Origin of the sequence: Maribacter sp. UBA3344 (genome assembly GCF_002362375.1) — a bacterium.
In the GTDB taxonomy this organism is placed as follows: domain Bacteria; phylum Bacteroidota; class Bacteroidia; order Flavobacteriales; family Flavobacteriaceae; genus Maribacter; species Maribacter dokdonensis.
In genome coordinates this window covers 213,221-231,135 of the sequence record NZ_DERI01000011.1, presented here as the reverse complement: position 1 = coordinate 231,135, position 17,915 = coordinate 213,221, and the positions used below count along the sequence as shown (strand labels likewise).

Genomic DNA, 17,915 nt, shown 5'->3' with positions numbered 1-17,915 from the left:
ACTATTAAAAACCAGTACCTTAGATTAGATATCATAGGGAGAATTTGCGAAGTGCAAATATAAATAACTTTACAAACAACCAGCCGAACAAAGAGCCTATAAAAGCCCCTGTCAAAATATCCAAAGGAAAATGAACGCCAATGTATATACGGCTATACGCGACCAAAGCAGCCCACAACACCAAAAACACACCCAAATACCTTACACTTGACTTAAGAATACTACCAAAAAAAACTGCTAGAGCAAAAGAGTTAGAGGCATGAGCCGAAAAATACCCGAATTTGCCTCCACAATAACTCTTTACCAGTCTCATGTAAGGAGCTATCTCCGGATCATGGCAAGGTCTTAGCCTTGCCACCCCATACTTAAAGAAGTTACCCAATTGATCAGTAACCGTAATTAAAAGGCCCACAGTAAACAAAAGCACCAAAGTCTTCTTGGTCCCATATTTCTGAAAGGAAAGAATGAGCAAAAAAAGGTAAAGTGGTATAGCACTGAATTTGTTGGAAACAAACTGAAAAAAATTGTCCCAATTCTTAGTACCTAGTCCGTTGAGGTATAAAAAGAAATCTTGATCTAACTGTAAAAGCCCTTCAAGCATAGTAGTTAATCTTCGTACCTTGAAACTTCGCGATCGTAAAAAGCAGTTGCGGCCTCAATTAAATTTTCAGCTTCGTCTTCCAACTCTTTTTCATCTTCCTTGGAGAATTCTTCAAGCCATTCTACCTCATCATTTTCAAGATTGATTATAAATCGAGGAAACTCGGTATGCACAACAAAAATTGCCGTTGGATAATCAGTATTATCGCCCAATAAAAATTTTGGAAATTCCATAAAAATCTGGTCTATAAGTTGAATATAAACTGCTACAGATTAAAAATACGTTCTTAAGCAGCAATTAGTTTTTTAGTTAAATAATTAAATCGAAGATACAACATAATAGCTGATGCCGTAAGCCCTGTGAGCAATCCTACCCAAATTCCTGTACTTCTTAAATCAGTATGAAGACATAGATAATAACTCACTGGAAAGCCAATAATCCAATAAGATATAAATGTAATCAATGTAGGGACCTTTACATCTTGCAAACCACGTAAAGCTCCTAAAACTACCACTTGTACCCCATCTGAAATTTGAAAGAAAGCGGCTACCAATAACAACTCTGCGGCAATGATCAACACTTCTGTATTATCCGCAAAATTGGTCATATCATCAATATCTAAATATAATGATGGAAACCAGTGTCTACCTATTAAGAACAATGCGGCAAATACAATTTCCAGCAAAAATGTCAATAAGAAAATAGATTGGGCAATACGTCGTAATTCTTTAAAATTAGCCAAACCCTTTTGATTACCAACCCTGATCATTGCAGTTACTCCAAGGCCCATTCCAAACATAAAGGTCATGCTGCTCAAATTAAGTGCAATTTGGTTTGCCGCTTGGGCATTTTTACCCAAAACCCCACTTAACCATATAGCAGAGGTAAATATACCTACCTCAAAAAACATTTGTAAGGCAGATGGAAAACCTAATTCTACAATTTTTTGCATTACCGTCTTCTCCAAATTGGCAAAATTGAATTTAGTGACGTAATACTTGAACTTTTCTTTTGTTTTTAGGATGAACCATAAATAGAGAACCATAAAAAATCTTGATACCAAAGTGCCTACGGCAGCACCAACAATTCCCATTTCTGGAAATCCAAAATTGCCAAAAATCAATAGGTAGTTCAAAACTATATTTATGACATTGGCAATAATAGTAGCATACATTGGGTATTTAGTTTGAGAAAGCCCCTCTGAAAACTGCTTAAATGCTTGGAAAACAATTAGGGGTACCAAAGAAAAGGCTACTAAATCTAAATAGGGCAATGCCAACTCAACCACTTCCAATGGTTGTTTCATGGCATACATAATTGGTTTTGACAATAGAATTAAACCAAACAATGACAACCCCAAAACAGTGCATAAAACAAGACCATGTTTTAGAGCGCTTTTGGCATTTTCTTTATTACCTGCCCCATCTGCTTCAGCTACTAAAGGTGTAATTGCGGTTGAAAAACCAATACCTAATGACATGGCAATAAAAACAAAACTATTACCCAAAGATACCGCAGCCAATTCCGCTGTGCCCAATTGACCAACCATAATATTGTCTGCCAACTGTACAAAGGTGTGACCCAACATTCCTAAAATTACCGGAACAGAAAGCTTAATGTTATATCGAAATTCCTTCGTGTAGTTCTTTAACAAAACTGAATCTAATTTTTAACAAAGGTACCGCTAATTGAACAATATTTTTTTGCTTTCAGCCAGTTAAAATCATTGAATTTTACAGCACTAGTTGCTCTAATCCATCAGCATACAAGATGGTGGATAACAAATAAATTTTACAATAAATTAAAATTAAATTAACCATTCAAAAGTTAGAATAAAATATTATAAAACACTCAAAATCATTAGTTTAAATTAAAAAATTGATTGAAAATACTACTAGGGAAATAAGTTAAAATTTGACCAATTAGCTATTCAACCAACACAAAAGATACTATTATGCATTAGCGATTCGTTATATACACCTAACACACCAATTACCATTAATTATGTCCCAAGACCCATTAATTTGGATTATAGACGATGACGATATATCTAAATATGTAATGAAACGTTATTTAAAACAATTATCCGCAAGTAGAATTGTTGACTTTCCAGATTCTTTACAGCCCTTAAAATTTATACAGGATAACGTCAATGCCATTGAAGATTTACCCGATGTAATTTTTCTTGACCTTCATATGCCTATTTTAAACGGTTTCGATTTTATTAAGGACTTTCAACAAGTAGCATCCAAAATAAATAAGAAAATTAAAATTGTCATGTTAACCTCATCTATAAACGCAGAAGATGTAGAAATAGCAAAGAGCTTTCCTGAAATCTCAAATTATTTCATAAAACCTATAAAACATAGAGATCTAGAGAAAATCATGGACGTTGAACTTAATAACTAAAAATTACTCATAGGTCTTAGCTTTATTCCAATAGATATCCATTTCCTCTAAGGTCATATCTTTCATATCCTTGCCTATTTCCTTTGCGCTATTTTCTAAATATTGAAAACGCTTAATAAATTTCTTATTGGTTCTTTCCAGCGCATTTTCTGGATTAACTCCCAAAAATCTAGCGTAATTGATCATTGAAAAAAGTACGTCACCAAATTCAGCTTCGATCTTTTCAAGATCACCTTTTTGCACCTCTTCTTGAAGTTCGCCTAATTCTTCCTGTACCTTTTCAAAAACTTGTTGTGGTTCTTCCCAATCAAACCCTACTCCCGCTACCTTGTCTTGTATTCTATTTGCTTTCACTAGAGCCGGCAAACTCCTGGGAACCCCTTCCAATACACTTTTCTTACCTTCTTTTAACTTAATCTGCTCCCAATTTCTTTTAACGTCATCTTCATTTAACACCTTAACGTCTCCGTAAATGTGTGGGTGTCTATTCACCAATTTATCGCAAATGGCATTAGCTACATCAGCTATATCAAAATCATTGGTTTCAGACCCAATTTTTGAATAGAATATAATATGCAACAGTACATCTCCCAATTCCATTTTCACCTCATTAAGGTCATTATCTAAAATGGCATCACCCAACTCGTAGGTTTCCTCTATGGTCAAATGTCTAAGGGATTGCATAGTCTGCTTTTTATCCCAAGGGCATTGCTCCCGTAATTCGTCCATGATAGTCAATAATCGATCAAGTGCCTGTAATTGTTCCTTTCTATTGTTCATGAATGCGGTTTTCACAAAAGTAAGCAACCATAGATTCTCTCGCTAAAAATCCTGTTTTGTTTTCGTACATTTAAAATCATAAGTAATTATCATCATTTGCACTACTCATGCAACCATTACAAATGAAATTACAATTGCTAAAACAACAACTAACAACAATAGATTATCACTCCTATGAAAACACGCAGAAATTTTCTTAAACGGGCAGGTCTGTTCAGTGCCGCTACCCTTTTAACGCCTCAGCTTAATTTAGCATTTCCTAAAAATTCAATATACGGCGTACAGCTTTATTCATTTAGAGAAGCCATGTTGAAAAATCCTAAAAAAGCCTTGGAAACAATTGCAAGCTTAGGTTTTAAGGAAATTGAAAGTGCAGGGTCAAATAAAGGCTATTACTATGGTTTATCACCTGTGAAAATGGGAGAAACCTGTAAAGCATTAGGCATGACACTTACCAGTAGCCATGTACATTTAGATGATAAATTTGAACGGACCATAGCAGATGCAGTAGCATCTGGACAGGAATATTTGATTTGTTCGTCGTTACCTTCTAAAGGACAAACTGTAGATAATTACAAAAGGGTTGCTGAAAAGTTCAATATCGCTGGTGAAGCATGTAAAAGGCAAGGTTTAAAATTTGGCTATCATAATCATGAATATGAATTTGAATCTGAAAAAGGACAGATTCTTTATGATGTTCTTATGGATAATACCCAAAAGGATCTAGTGCATATGGAACTTGATTTGGGTTGGGTGGTTATTGCCGGTAAAGACCCCTTACATTATTTTAAAAAATACCCGGGCAGGTTTCCGTTATGGCATTTGAAGGATATGAATATGCATGAAAAAGTAAGTACTGAATTTGGTAAAGGAGTGCTTGACATACCTTTAATGCTTGAGTTAAAAGAACTATCTGGTGTTGAACATATTTACATTGAACAAGAAGAATATAGTAGCACACCTATAGAAAGCATGCAGTATAATATGAATTATTTAAAGAATCTATAAGCTTAACACATGAAAACCAAGTATACCATAATCAGTTCTCTTGCCTTAAGCATTCTTGTATTCTCTTGTAAAGCCCAACATTCATCTATAATAGCAAACGATGCGTTGCTCGTTAAAGTAGATAGTACATACAGTTTTACGGAGGGTCCGGCCTCAGATAAAGATGGCAATGTTTATTTTACCGATCAACCAAATGATAAAATAATTAAGTGGCATGCAAATGACAATTCGCTAAGTATATTCAAAGAACCTTCGGGCAGGGCCAACGGTCTATATTTTGACCATGACGGAAATTTATTGGCCGCTGCAGACGAGAATAATGAACTATGGAGAATTGACAGTAACGGAAATGTTGATACCCTATTAACTTCTTTTGAAGATAAAAAACTTAATGGTCCTAATGATATTTGGGTAGATTTAAAAGGTGGTATCTATTTTACCGACCCCTATTACAAAAGAGAATACTGGACAAGAACTAAGGCAGAAATTTCAGAAAAGAACGTGTATTACATATCTCCAGATGGAAAAGAGGTATCTATTATAGCTTCTGGTTTTGTTCAGCCCAATGGTATCATAGGTACTCCAGACGGTAAAACACTTTACGTTGCTGATATTGGGGATAAAAAAACATATGCTTACACCATACAACCTAATGGAACCCTAACAGGTAAAAAACTTTTCACCAATATGGGTTCAGATGGCATGACCATTGACAATAAAGGCAATATATATCTTACAGGTGATGGTGTTATTGTTTTTAACAAGAAAGGCGAAAAATTACATCATATTCCTATAAACGAAAACTGGACGGCCAATATCACTTTTGGAGGTAAGGACCAAAACATACTATTCATTACGGCAATGGGTGCTATTTACACTCTAAAAATGAATGTGAAAGGTGTTAGGTACTAGATGAATGCGGCTATTGAAACCTATAAACTGTAATAACTCTAAAAGGAGAGATTACATTTGATTATTTGCCCAAAACCTAATTAAATAAATCATACACATTGATTAGTAATTATAGGGCCCATGTAAAAAACGCATTTACAATGACCTTATATTATCATATATTCAATAAAAGGATTTAAAAATTTATAATTCCTCGATTTTAATTATCTTAAACGACTTAAAATCCAACCAAACTATGATAACATATATTTTTGAATTTATTGGAACCGCATTACTCATTTTAATAGGAAATGGTATTGTTGCCAATTTAGTTTTAAAAGGTACCAAAGGAAGCGATTCTGGCTGGACAGGAATATCCCTAGCTTGGGGTATAGCCGTTTTTATTGGTGTTTTTGTTTCCGCAGATACCAGCGGTGCCCATTTAAACCCTGCTGTTACCATTGGTTTGGCCGTAGCCGGTAAATTTTCATGGTCATTGGCACCTGGCTATATCCTAGCTCAAATTTTAGGGGCAATGATGGGAAATTTTTTGGTATGGCTCAATTATAAAAAACAATATGAAGCAACGGAAGATACAAGTGCTATTTTAGCCACCTTTTCTACATCGCCCGCCATTAGAAGTCCGTTTTGGAATATGGTTACAGAAATCATAGGTGCATTCGCCTTAGTATTCGGTGTATTTTATATTGCCGGTGGAACTGTAGGCGATAGTCCTGTTTCTTTAGGTTCATTAGATGCCCTACCAGTAGCCTTATTGGTAATGGGTATAGGTTTTGGTTTAGGAGGCCCTACGGGATATGCTATAAATCCTGCCCGTGATTTTGGACCAAGATTATTACATTCCATTTTGCCCATTAAAAATAAAGGAAAAAGTGATTGGGGCTATGCATGGGTACCTATTGTAGGCCCTATAATTGGCGGAGTACTAGCCGCATTTCTATTCATGCTTATTGAAACATTGCAATAAAAAAGATATTATGAAGAAAATTATTTTAGTTACCTGTATTTTTATCTCCATGAATGTACTTGCACAAAAGATGGTAGATCTGCCCTTTGAAAAAAATGCCGATGTAACCTGGTCAACTGCAGAAAGAGAATACTATTCTGATATTTGGGAAAACGAAGTTGTCACCAATGTTGCCGTACCACGATTAGAGGTATTTGAAGCTGACCAACCAAACGGCACCAGTGTCATTGTTGCACCAGGTGGCGGACTTTACGGTTTAAGTATCGAAAGCGAAGGTAGACAAGTTGCAAAGTGGTTGAATAAAAAAGGTATCACCGCTTTTGTTTTAAAATATAGGTTAGTACCTACCGGTATTGATGGTATAAAGGAGATTACCGATGAAGGAGCAACCAACCCGGCTAAAATAGGTGAAAGGGTAACGCCCGTTTTACCTTTATCTATTGCGGATGGGCTTTCTGCCATTACATATGTAAGAACCAATGCAAGTAATATGAAATTGGACCCCAATAAAATTGGCTTTATGGGTTTTTCCGCTGGCGGAGCCGTTACCATGGGAGTTACATTTAATGCAACGGAAAACAACAGACCAAACTTCATAGTACCAGTTTATCCTTGGATGACAGTTTTAGGAGAATATAGTGTACCGCAAGATGCGCCGCCTATGCTGGTAATTTGTGCATCTGATGATCCTTTAGGATTAGCTAAACCCAGTGCAGATTTATATTCCGCATGGTTAACAAATGGCAAAAATACCGCTATGCACATGTATTCTAAAGGCGGACATGGATTTGGGATGAAAACCCAAAATTTAGCATCGGATAATTGGATATCACAGGTTTACCAATGGGCACTAACTGAAAAATTCACAGAAACCATTAATAAATAAAAAAGTATGTCTCAACAACAACTCAACCTTAAAACCATAAAAAAAATAAGAACACTTACTGTTCTTATTTTTTTTGTTTCCTTAACCAGTTTTGGGCAAGTAGAAAATGTATTCACAAAAGAGGTAAAGGACATCACCGCCAAGTATGACAGTATTTGGGATTCCAGTAAAGAGACCATTGTATTCACAGGTAGTTCAAGCGTACGCCTATGGAGAAAATTACAAGAGGAGTTTCCCGATCATCAAATCATCAATAGTGGTTTTGGAGGATCACAAGCATCTGACCTTTTATACTTTATAGATGAACTGATATTATCTTACAACCCTAAAAAGGTATTTATATATGAAGGTGATAATGATTTGTGGGCTAAAAAAAGACCTGCTGATGTTCTTGATACTACCGCAGATATCATCCGTCGAATAAAAGCAAAAAATACCTCAACACAAGTTATATTAATATCGGCAAAACCAAGTATTAGCCGTTGGAAAATTCGAGGAAAATATAAAAGGTTGAATAGAAAAATGGAACGTTTTACCCAAGACGACCCAAATTTGTTCTATGTAGACGTATGGAAACCTATGTTGAACAAGCGAAAACTAAAAACCGATATTTTTATTGAAGACGGTTTACATATGAACCAAAAAGGTTATGATATTTGGTATGCAGCCATGAAAGATTTAGTAAACCAACCTTAATTATTCAAGAAAATGAAAACCTTTTGTATTCGAAGTCTATTTTTCACAAGTTTAATGCTATTATGCCTTGCTTGTGCAGAGAAGAAGAAAGAACGAATTGCAATGCCTAGCACTGATTTATCTAAAGTTAGCCTAATACCCAAACCTTTAAAAACCATACCTACAAATTCTGCATTTGCATTAGATCAATTTACGGCAATATACACTTCTAAAAATGCAACTGGCTTTGAAGAGGTTGGTACGTTCTTAGCTACTAAATTAAAAGACAAAATTAACCTGAGTATACCCGTAAATAATGAAGGTTCTAACACGGTAGAACGTGTAATCTACATCAACCAAAGTGACAGTACGGATTTAGAAACACCAGAAGCCTACCAATTATATATTAACCAAGATTCTATCATCATAAACTCCAATACCGCAGAAGGTGCGTTTAGAGGTATACAAACCTTAAGACAATTGGTGCCGCTTAAAAGTAATGACACTTTGGCTCCACAGAAAATATGGCCAGTACCATCGGGTAAAATAATTGATAACCCAAATTTTGCCTACCGAGGTTCTATGTTAGATGTTGCAAGACATTTTTTTAGTGTAGATGATGTAAAGAAATATATAGACCTATTATCATATTACAAGATAAACGTTCTTCACTTACACCTTAGTGATGACCAAGGTTGGCGTATAGAAATAAAATCTTGGCCCAAGCTTACAGAAATTGGCGGAAGCACTGAAGTTGGTGGCGAAGCAGGAGGATTTTATACCCAAGAAGATTATAAGGAAATTGTACGTTATGCAGCGGAAAGGTATATGACCGTTATACCAGAGATTGATATGCCGGGCCATACCAATGCCGCTTCGGTTTCATATCCTTTTTTAAACGGAAACGGAAAAACACCTAAACTGTACGAAGGTATGCGTGTTGGTTTTAGCACGTTTGACACAAGAAAAGATACCGTGTATGCATTTATAGATGATGTAGTAGAAGAAATTGCTGCCATTACGCCTGGTCCATACTTTCATGTAGGTGGAGATGAAAGCCATGTAACTAAAAAGAAAGATTACATACACTTTATAAATAAGGTAGAAAAAATAGTTCAAAAACATGGCAAACGAATGATCGGATGGGATGAAGTTGCCATTGCAGATGTAGATTCAACCTCAATTTCACAATGGTGGGCCAGTGAGGAAAATGCTAAAAAAGCAGTTGACAAAGGCATGCAAATTATAGTGTCCCCTGCAAAGAAAGCATACTTGGATATGGAGTATGATACCCTTTCTAAATTTGGGTTGCACTGGGCAGCATATATACCGGTAGATACCGCATACATTTGGACACCAGAAGAATATGGTATTCCATTAGAAAATATTTTAGGTGTAGAAGCGCCGCTTTGGTCAGAAACCATTAGTAATATTGATGAGCTAGAGTATTTAGCTTTTCCTAGAATTATTGGCTATTCTGAACTTAGTTGGAGTATTAAGGAAAACAGAAACTGGGAAGACTATAAAGTAAGACTGGCAGACCAAGCTCCATTTTTAGATCGTATGGATGTTAAGTATTATCCTTCTGCTCTAATTGATTGGAAGAAAAGTGAATATACCTATGAAACCATAGAAAAAGACTAAAAATTAATAGACCATTAAAAAAGCCTTGATCGTTGAGACCAAGGCCTTTTTATTTATTATAACAATAAAGGTTATTCCTCCTCAGAAGCTTCTTCGCTGGCAACCTCTTCGCTAGAAAAATCGGTGATTTTATTATCTACCAATATATTGTACCATTGAATTACCTTTTTAATGTCACTAACATAAACGCGATCCTCATCGTAGTTAGGTAATATTTCAAAGAAGTATTCTTCTAATTTAATCTTCTCTTCTTTATGCCCAATAGATGTTTTACCACCATCTTCTTTTTCTTGTATTTTTTTGAATACATCTCTTAAAGGCACTTCCTCTTCAAGTGTATAAATGGCAATTTCAGACAAAACACTAACGCTGCTACGTAAGCTTACCGTAATTCTTTTTCCATCTAACAAGGACTCCGCCACAAATCCTGTTCTAGTTTGGGTAATTAATTTATATAAACCTGGTTTTCCCGCAACGGATAAAATCTTCTCTAACCCCATATACTCTTTTAAAATTTTAGTCGACAAATATTATACTTTTCTATTAATTATGATATGATTTTAACGTCCTTTTTTTAAGGACGGAAATTTCATTCTATATTCAACACTGATTTTTCCTTTTGAAATATTGGCCAATCTGCCCTTAATCATCCTTTTCTTTAAAGAAGACAATTTATCGGTAAACAGTACTCCTTCAATATGATCATACTCATGTTGAATTACACGTGCCAAAAGACCACTATACGTTTCTACATGTTCTTTAAAATTTTCGTCTAAATAACTGATCTTAATAGTTTCCTTTCTGCGAACATCTTCACGAACATCCGGTATACTTAAACAACCTTCGTTAAAAGCCCATTCTTCACCAGTTTCTTCTTCAATAGTCGCATTTATGAATACGCGTTTGAATCCGTCCAATTGCTTTTGTTCTTCCGGTGTTAAATCCTCATCACCACTAAATGGTGTTGAATCTACCAAGAAAATACGTATTGGAAGCCCAATTTGAGGAGCTGCAAGACCTACGCCACTAGCATTGTACATGGTGTCCCACATATTGGCAATCAATTCATTCAGTTTTGGATAATCTTTATCTATATCATCCGCAACTTTTCTTAATACGGGATCACCGTAGGCAATAATGGGTAATATCATTTAAACTGTTTTTAAAAAGTCTTGTAATATAATGGTTGCACTGATCTCATCTATCAATGCTTTATTCTTTCTTTGTTTTTTCTTTAATCCGCTATCCAACATGGTCTGAAAAGCCATTTTAGAGGTAAAGCGCTCATCATGTCTTTTAATGGCCACCTTAGGAAATTTCTCTGCCAACTTCACTAAAAAAGGAGCAATATGCACTTCAGATTCAGAAGCGGTATTATCCATTTGTTTAGGTTCGCCCACAACTATGGTATCTACGTTTTCATTAGCTATATAGTCAGCTAAATACTCAAATATTTCAGGAGTAGCAATAGTAGTTAAACCAAAAGCTATCATTTTCATATCATCGGTAACTGCCAGCCCAATACGTTTTTCTCCGTAATCAATTGCAAGGATCTTTCCCAAACTAAATTTTTGGCAAAAATAAAGGATAATTTGTTATATGTGCCCTTGACCATGGGTAATTACTGTACTTCAACTTATATTTGAGAAAATTTTATGAAAATGACAGAATTAAGAGCTCAAATAGAAAAAGCATGGGAAAATAGAGACCTTTTGAAGGAGTCTGCTACCCAAGATAGTATTAGAGAGGTTGTAAATCTTTTAGATTTAGGAAAATTGAGATGTGCCGAGCCTACTGAAGATGGATGGCAGATCAATGAATGGGTCAAGAAAGCTGTAGTTATGTATTTCCCTATTCAAAAAATGGAAACTTTAGAAGCTGGTATTTTTGAGTACCATGATAAAATGCCATTAAAAAAAGGATACAAAGAAAAAGGAATTCGCGTAGTACCAAATGCCGTTGCAAGACATGGAGCATATATTTCAGCAGGTACCATTTTAATGCCTAGCTATGTAAATATTGGTGCTTATGTTGATGAAGGTACCATGGTAGATACCTGGGCAACAGTAGGTAGCTGTGCTCAGATAGGTAAAAATGTACACCTAAGTGGCGGTGTTGGTATTGGTGGTGTTTTAGAACCTTTACAAGCTTCGCCGGTCATCATAGAAGACGGTGCCTTTATTGGCTCCCGTTGTATTGTTGTAGAAGGTGTTAGAGTTGAAAAAGAAGCCGTTTTAGGTGCTAATGTTGTTTTGACCATGAGTACTAAAATAATTGATGTTACTGGCGAAACTCCGGTAGAGACCAAAGGTGTTGTCCCTGCTCGTTCAGTAGTTATACCTGGCAGTTACACCAAAAAATTCCCAGCTGGTGAATTTCAAGTACCATGTGCATTAATAATTGGTAAGCGTAAGGAAAGCACCAATAAAAAGACATCATTGAACGATGCACTTAGAGAGTATGATGTAGCGGTTTAAATTTTAAACCAATGCCACTACTTTGTTGATAGCTTGAGAAAGGTAATAACCGGAAGACACCTTCACCTTTACCTTTTCTACGTTAGAAACCATAGTGGCATAGTTTTTAGAATCAAGGTTAGCTAAAACAGTATCAAGTTCGTCTAAAGAATTTAAGGTAATACCTATTTGTTCTTTTTCAATGAATTTAGCGATAGCTGCTTTTTTCCAGACAATTACAGGTAATCCGCACAAGAGATATAAAGATGTCTTGTGCGGATTATTATATAGCAAGTATTTACCAAAATCCCCTGAACATTCGGTCAAAGCATTACCGTTCCAAATTAACCCGAACGAACCGTTTATTTCATCGATTACCTGTTCCGGTGAAAAAACACCTTGATAATCGAGAATAGAATTAGTTTGCTCAGCATCAGTAGCATTGAAACCATTACCATATAATTTCAATTTATAATTTAAAGGGCTAAGGTTGTCCATACTATATAGAAACTCGCTTTTTTCCTTTCCTAACCCACCTGCGAAGACTACATCGTAAGGAGTATTGAGCGTGGCATGCTTATTACTGGAATGAATATAATCGAACAATTCTAAGCTGACCAACTGTGCAGTACAGCCATTATCCTGAAACCACTTTTTCATAGATTCGTTATGAACGATGATAAAATCAGCTTTATTAAACTTCGCCATTTCACCATTTAAATCATTTGACTTCCCCATTAAAAATTTTACATCATGAATGATAATAATTAGTGTACATTTTTTTAAAGCAACGACGTTGGTGATATACCCAAAAAACTTACTCAACGGATATTGCATGCAAAAAACCGACTTTCTTGGCAAGCGAATTAACCCTTTTGTGATTCCGAAAAAACTAATAACCGCGCCTATCGCCGAACTGGGGTAATTACTTTGTTTAAAACCTAAATTTTTAAATCCGTTTTTTTCAAGAACTATCTCGCAGTCCATTTTTGGTTTAGAAGCCGCATTCTTTGAAAATTTATAATTCCTAGAAATAAAAAAGAGATTATTTGAATTCATGAAGGTATTAATTAAGCCATTTTTGCCATGCAATTATACCATTTTAAAATAAAGTTTTTAAGTTAAAGCTTAAACAATTGTAAATATTTTCATGTTAATAAATTTAGTTTTCAAACTGTATCTTTGAGCATTAAATTTTAAAAAATGGCATCCACAAAAAAGTATGATTTCCTTATTGTAGGCGCAGGTCTGTACGGGGCAGTTTTTGCCCATGAAGCAAAAAAAAGAGGTAAAACATGTTTAGTAGTAGATAAAAGGGAACATATAGGAGGTAATACATTTTGTAAAAAAATAGAAGATATCAATGTGCATGCCTACGGAGCACACATTTTCCATACCAACGACAAAAAAATTTGGGACTATGTAAACGACTTTGTGCCTTTTAATAGATATACAAATTCACCAGTTGCCAATTATAAAGGTTCATTGTTCAATTTGCCTTTTAACATGAATACTTTCCATCAGCTCTGGGGAGTAAAAACTCCTTCAGAAGCTAAAAACATAATAGAAGAGCAAAGCAAAAAACACCAAACAAAAAAACCTCAAAACTTAGAAGAGCAAGCACTCTCATTGGTTGGTGAAGATATTTATTACAAACTGATCAAAGGGTATACAGAAAAGCAATGGGGAAGAAAAACCACAGAATTACCTGCATTTATAATAAAACGTCTTCCGGTAAGATTTACATTCGACAACAACTATTTTAATGATAGCTACCAAGGCATTCCAATAGGTGGATATAACGAACTTACTGGAGGGTTACTTGAAGGTATAGATGTACAGCTTGGCGTCAATTACTTTAAAGATAAAATTGCCCTAGATGGGATGGCCCACAAAACGGTCTTTACAGGTAAAATTGATGAGTACTACGGTTATGAATTTGGCAAACTAGAATACCGAGGTTTACGTTTTGCCCATGAAGTTTTAGATATCGAAAACTTTCAAGGCAATGCAGTTATTAATTATACAGCAGTAGAAATACCATATACTAGAATTTTAGAACACAAACATTTTGAATTTGGGCAACAAAAGAAAACGGTCATAACAAAAGAATTTCCATTAGAGGCATCAACTGAATTAGAACCCTACTACCCCATTAACGACGATAAGAATAACAGTAGGTATTTAAAATATAAAAATAAGGCTTCCAAAGACTTAGTCATTTTTGGAGGTAGGCTAGCTGAATATAAATACTATGATATGCACCAGGTTATTGGAGCTGCGTTAGCAAAAACTAAAAAACTTTTTGATAATTGAACGCAACCATTCTAAAATATACCCTCTTATAAACTGAACCAAGTTATAATACCGGATTTTAAACCTGTAAGAATTTTACTTCTTGACACAATTTTTTAATTCTTTTTTTGTTATAACTTTGTTCGCTCCGATTAGAGCAAACCTATCAAATTGGATTGTATGATTACAAAAAAAGAACAACTTACCGCATTAGTAATTACGTATAATGAAATTGGTTTCATTGAAAAATGTATAGAATCTGTTTCTTTTGCTGACGAAATTATTGTAGTTGACTCTTTTAGTACTGACGGAACCTATGAATATTTAAAGGAACACCCTAAAGTAAAAGTCATTCAAAATCCGTTCGAAAACTTTACCGCTCAAAAATCTTTTGCTTTAAAACAGGCTAAAAACGACTGGGTTTTATTTTTAGATGCTGATGAGATTGTTTCAGATGCTTTGCAAAATGAAATAGAAGAAACAATATCAAGTGGTACCGAAATTGCTGCTTTTTGGTTTTATCGACAGTTCATGTTCAAAAATGAAAAATTAAATTTCAGTGGATGGCAAACAGATAAAAACTACCGCCTTTTTAGAAAAAGTAAAGCTGTATTTTCCGATTGCAAAATTGTCCATGAAACATTAGATGTTGACGGAACCTCTGGTATTCTTAAAGAAAAATTGACACATTACTGTTACAAAAACTACGAAGACTACAAAGGTAAAATGTTGAAGTATGGGCGTTTAAAGGCTATTGAATCTTTTTACAAAGAAAAGAAGTTCAGTTATGCTATGATGGTCTTAAAAACTAGCTGGAAATTTTTTAACCACTATATATTAAGACTTGGTATACTTGACGGCAAAAAAGGCTTTACCATTTGTTATTTGAATTCTTTGGGCGTACTTGAACGCTATAGAGAGCTTAAAAGATTAGAGCAAAAAAATGAATTAGCCTATTATTTGGTAATGCCATAGTGTGTCCACACACTTTTTTCCTTTTTGGTGGCATTTCTAATTCCAACATTTTTTGCGATAGACTCTGGTGTTTTGTAACCTCTTTTGTGGTCCAAATGAACACAAACAGCACTGTAACGTAATTGTTTTGACTTTATACCGAAATTAAATAACCTTTCACCCAATTCCCTGTCTTGTCCACCATATTGCATACGCTCATCAAAACCGTTCACGTTTTCAATATCTTTCTTCCAACCAGAAGAGTTATGACCGTTCCAACTAGCGTTGGTAGGTGTTACCCAATTAAGGATTTTTGAAATAATCCCCCGAGCCGTCAACTTATTATTCTTGAATGTCTGCGGAATTCCTTTTTCTTTTAACCACTGAATATTAAAACAACGCTGCTTTTCAATATCCTCTAAAGTAATTAATTTAGAGATATTCATTGGTAGCATGTAATATCCACCAGAAATAAAATAACCAGGTTCTTTATTTATGTAGTGAACTTGAACAAAATCTTCTCGCGGTATACAATCACCATCGGTCATGATAATATAATCTGCAGAACAAGCCGTAACCGCTTTATTAAGTATCCTAGATTTTTGAAATCCGTCATCTTCTTGCCAAACATGAACTATGGGGTAATGGACCTTTTTTGCCATTTCTTCAAGAAGAATTTTGGTAGGTTCCTTTGAGCCGTCATCGGCAATAACCACTTCAAAGTCTTTGAAAATTTGTTGCTCAAAGCCCCAAAGTACCTTCTTCAACCACTCTTCGGCATTATATGTACTTACAATGATACTTATTTTAGGAATCTCCATGCTACGTTTCAAATTACTGCAAAAATATAAAACTCTTATCTATCTTTGACCAAGAAAAGATGCTCTATTAATAATAGATCAAAATACAGCAATGTAAAATGAAGCTAAAAGAAATACCGGTATCAATTTATAACGCTGCCAAACTTTTATCAATATCCTCTAAAAGTATGGTTAACGTACAGAAAGAAGAAATTCCTGTAATTGTTTCATTAACCTCCATTCCTTCAAGGTTGCATACGCTGCACTTGACCATAAGAAGTATCCTTAATCAAGAAGTAAGACCTACAAAAATAGTATTATGGTTACATCACTCCTTAAAGGATGAAATTCCAGAAAAATTGGTATCATTAGAGTCTGATTTGTTTTCAATTTTATATTCTGATTTAACCTGCTCACATAGAAAATTGGTTCATAGTTTAGAGCTTTACCCCAACGATATTATAATTACATGTGATGATGATATGATGTACAGAAAAAATTGGCTTCATTTATTATATCAAGAGCATAAAGCCAATTTAGACAAGGTAATAGCTAATCAAACTAGGTATATAAGTTATAGCTCAGCTGGAGAGTTACTTTCTTACAAAAGTTGGATCAAGGATAAAAACACCAAGAATAATGAAGACGCAATTATTGCAATTGGTGCAGAAGGGGTACTTTACCCTCCTAACTGCTTATCAAAAGAGGTAACAAATGACGATCTATTTTTAGAATTAGCACCAAAAGCCGACGATTTGTGGTTTAAGGCTATGGCATATTTGCAAGGAACGAAAACAATATTAGCAGCGCATAGAGCAAAAACACCAATACCTATCATTGGGTCTCAAAAACAATCTTTGAAAAAATCGAACATAGGTGGGGATAAAAACAAAACTCAATGGCAAGCTATAACACAACATTATAATATAACACCAGATAAATTTCTTTAATTATACCCTATCAAAGATGACTGAGGAAATCAACAAATGCATAGAAGTTTTAGAAAATGGCGGACTCATACTCTACCCTACCGATACCGTTTGGGGAATAGGTTGTGATGCCACCAATGAAGAAGCGGTTCAAAAAGTATTTCGATTAAAACAACGAGAAGACAGCAAAGCATTAATTTGTTTGGTAGCCAATGACGCAATGCTTGAGAAGCACATAGAAAAAGTTCCTGACCTGGCCTATGACCTTATGGACCTTTCTACAAAACCAACCACTATAATTTACGATAATCCACGTGGTATTGCCAAAAACCTAATTGCAGCGGACAATACCCTAGCCGTTAGAGTGGCTTCTGACAAATTTTGCAGTTACCTAATTGGTAAGTTTAAAAAACCAATTGTATCAACATCTGCCAATATATCAGGAAACAACACTCCAAATTCTTTCCAAAATATAGATCAAGCCATTTTAAAAGGTGTTGACTATGTGGTAAATTTGCACAGAGAGAAACAGAATAGCTCCGCCTCATCAATTATTAGACTTTCTAATGACAATACGGTGAAGGTTATTCGAGAATAAC

21 protein-coding genes are annotated in these 17,915 nt (G+C 35.0%); 12 read left to right on the top strand and 9 right to left on the bottom strand.

All coding sequences use genetic code 11. The features are described from left to right. Positions 1-31: 31 nt before the first annotated feature. The 3 genes from B2Z27_RS08645 to B2Z27_RS08635 are packed head-to-tail and all read right to left on the bottom strand — an operon-like array spanning position 32 to position 2,255. Positions 32-601, bottom strand: coding sequence for a phosphatase PAP2 family protein (locus B2Z27_RS08645; protein WP_286813362.1), 570 nt, complete (start codon positions 599-601; stop codon positions 32-34). Between the two features lie 5 nt (positions 602-606). Next, a complete protein-coding gene (locus B2Z27_RS08640; RefSeq protein ID WP_071341621.1) occupies positions 607-834 on the bottom strand; it encodes a hypothetical protein in 228 nt (75 codons plus the stop codon). A gap of 53 nt (positions 835-887) precedes the next feature. Next, positions 888-2,255, bottom strand: coding sequence for an MATE family efflux transporter (locus B2Z27_RS08635; protein ID WP_074672777.1), 1,368 nt, complete (start codon positions 2,253-2,255; stop codon positions 888-890). A gap of 350 nt (positions 2,256-2,605) precedes the next feature. Here B2Z27_RS08635 and B2Z27_RS08630 point away from each other — a divergent pair, with 350 nt between their 5' ends. Further along, positions 2,606-3,010 carry a response regulator gene (locus tag B2Z27_RS08630; protein ID WP_286813361.1) on the top strand — a complete coding sequence of 135 codons (405 nt, stop codon included), beginning with the start codon at positions 2,606-2,608 and terminating at the stop codon, positions 3,008-3,010. 3 nt (positions 3,011-3,013) lie between these two features. On the opposite strand, the gene mazG is transcribed toward B2Z27_RS08630, so the two are convergent. Continuing rightward, positions 3,014-3,790 carry a nucleoside triphosphate pyrophosphohydrolase gene (gene mazG / locus B2Z27_RS08625; RefSeq protein ID WP_071341618.1) on the bottom strand — a complete coding sequence of 259 codons (777 nt, stop codon included), beginning with the start codon at positions 3,788-3,790 and terminating at the stop codon, positions 3,014-3,016. 174 nt (positions 3,791-3,964) lie between these two features. Here mazG and B2Z27_RS08620 point away from each other — a divergent pair, with 174 nt between their 5' ends. From B2Z27_RS08620 to B2Z27_RS08595, 6 genes are all read left to right on the top strand, one after another. Further along, positions 3,965-4,798, top strand: a complete 834-nt coding sequence (locus tag B2Z27_RS08620) for a sugar phosphate isomerase/epimerase family protein (protein WP_286813359.1) — start codon at positions 3,965-3,967, stop codon at positions 4,796-4,798. A 9-nt stretch (positions 4,799-4,807) separates the two neighbouring features. Then, the gene (locus B2Z27_RS08615) at positions 4,808-5,710 is read left to right on the top strand and encodes an SMP-30/gluconolactonase/LRE family protein (RefSeq protein WP_286813358.1); all 903 of its coding nucleotides are present in this window, start codon (positions 4,808-4,810) and stop codon (positions 5,708-5,710) included. A gap of 205 nt (positions 5,711-5,915) precedes the next feature. Further along, positions 5,916-6,677, top strand: a complete 762-nt coding sequence (locus B2Z27_RS08610) for an MIP/aquaporin family protein (RefSeq protein WP_286813439.1) — start codon at positions 5,916-5,918, stop codon at positions 6,675-6,677. Between the two features lie 10 nt (positions 6,678-6,687). Next, on the top strand, positions 6,688-7,563 hold the full coding sequence (locus tag B2Z27_RS08605; protein ID WP_074672766.1) for an alpha/beta hydrolase: 876 nt from the start codon (positions 6,688-6,690) through the stop codon (positions 7,561-7,563). Positions 7,564-7,569: 6 nt separating this feature from the next. Next, positions 7,570-8,259 (top strand): SGNH/GDSL hydrolase family protein, encoded by a 690-nt coding sequence (locus B2Z27_RS08600; protein WP_058103512.1) that lies wholly within the window; start codon positions 7,570-7,572, stop codon positions 8,257-8,259. Positions 8,260-8,271: 12 nt separating this feature from the next. Then, positions 8,272-9,882, top strand: a complete 1,611-nt coding sequence (locus tag B2Z27_RS08595) for a family 20 glycosylhydrolase (RefSeq protein WP_286813357.1) — start codon at positions 8,272-8,274, stop codon at positions 9,880-9,882. Positions 9,883-9,953: 71 nt separating this feature from the next. On the opposite strand, the gene B2Z27_RS08590 is transcribed toward B2Z27_RS08595, so the two are convergent. From B2Z27_RS08590 to ruvX, 3 genes are read right to left on the bottom strand one after another with little or no spacing between them, the layout of a single operon-like run. Continuing rightward, a complete protein-coding gene (locus tag B2Z27_RS08590) occupies positions 9,954-10,382 on the bottom strand; it encodes a DUF5606 domain-containing protein (protein ID WP_286813356.1) in 429 nt (142 codons plus the stop codon). Between the two features lie 60 nt (positions 10,383-10,442). After that, on the bottom strand, positions 10,443-11,033 hold the full coding sequence (gene def, locus B2Z27_RS08585; RefSeq protein WP_058103515.1) for a peptide deformylase: 591 nt from the start codon (positions 11,031-11,033) through the stop codon (positions 10,443-10,445). Next, a complete protein-coding gene (gene ruvX / locus B2Z27_RS08580; protein ID WP_286813355.1) occupies positions 11,034-11,444 on the bottom strand; it encodes a Holliday junction resolvase RuvX in 411 nt (136 codons plus the stop codon). It lies immediately after the preceding gene. A gap of 99 nt (positions 11,445-11,543) precedes the next feature. On the opposite strand from ruvX, the gene B2Z27_RS08575 reads away from it, so the two are divergent. After that, complete coding sequence (locus tag B2Z27_RS08575; protein ID WP_058103517.1) at positions 11,544-12,359, top strand: 2,3,4,5-tetrahydropyridine-2,6-dicarboxylate N-succinyltransferase; 816 nt, start codon at positions 11,544-11,546, stop codon at positions 12,357-12,359. 3 nt (positions 12,360-12,362) lie between these two features. Here the strand turns inward: B2Z27_RS08575 and B2Z27_RS08570 are convergent, their stop codons facing one another. Beyond that, complete coding sequence (locus B2Z27_RS08570; protein WP_286813354.1) at positions 12,363-13,397, bottom strand: beta-1,6-galactofuranosyltransferase; 1,035 nt, start codon at positions 13,395-13,397, stop codon at positions 12,363-12,365. A gap of 144 nt (positions 13,398-13,541) precedes the next feature. Here B2Z27_RS08570 and glf point away from each other — a divergent pair, with 144 nt between their 5' ends. Next, positions 13,542-14,654, top strand: coding sequence for a UDP-galactopyranose mutase (gene glf, locus B2Z27_RS08565; protein WP_286813353.1), 1,113 nt, complete (start codon positions 13,542-13,544; stop codon positions 14,652-14,654). Between the two features lie 159 nt (positions 14,655-14,813). Continuing rightward, entirely contained in the window at positions 14,814-15,608 is a 795-nt protein-coding gene (locus B2Z27_RS08560) for a glycosyltransferase family 2 protein (protein ID WP_286813352.1), read from the top strand. Here B2Z27_RS08560 and B2Z27_RS08555 read toward each other — a convergent pair. Continuing rightward, positions 15,590-16,408 (bottom strand): glycosyltransferase family 2 protein, encoded by an 819-nt coding sequence (locus B2Z27_RS08555; protein WP_074672750.1) that lies wholly within the window; start codon positions 16,406-16,408, stop codon positions 15,590-15,592. The genes B2Z27_RS08560 and B2Z27_RS08555 overlap by 19 nt on opposite strands. A gap of 98 nt (positions 16,409-16,506) precedes the next feature. Between B2Z27_RS08555 and B2Z27_RS08550 the strand changes: the two genes are divergently transcribed. After that, entirely contained in the window at positions 16,507-17,337 is an 831-nt protein-coding gene (locus B2Z27_RS08550; protein WP_286813351.1) for a zinc-binding alcohol dehydrogenase, read from the top strand. A gap of 16 nt (positions 17,338-17,353) precedes the next feature. Beyond that, positions 17,354-17,914, top strand: a complete 561-nt coding sequence (locus B2Z27_RS08545) for an L-threonylcarbamoyladenylate synthase (RefSeq protein WP_071341606.1) — start codon at positions 17,354-17,356, stop codon at positions 17,912-17,914. The last annotated feature ends 1 nt before the right edge of the window (position 17,915 follow it).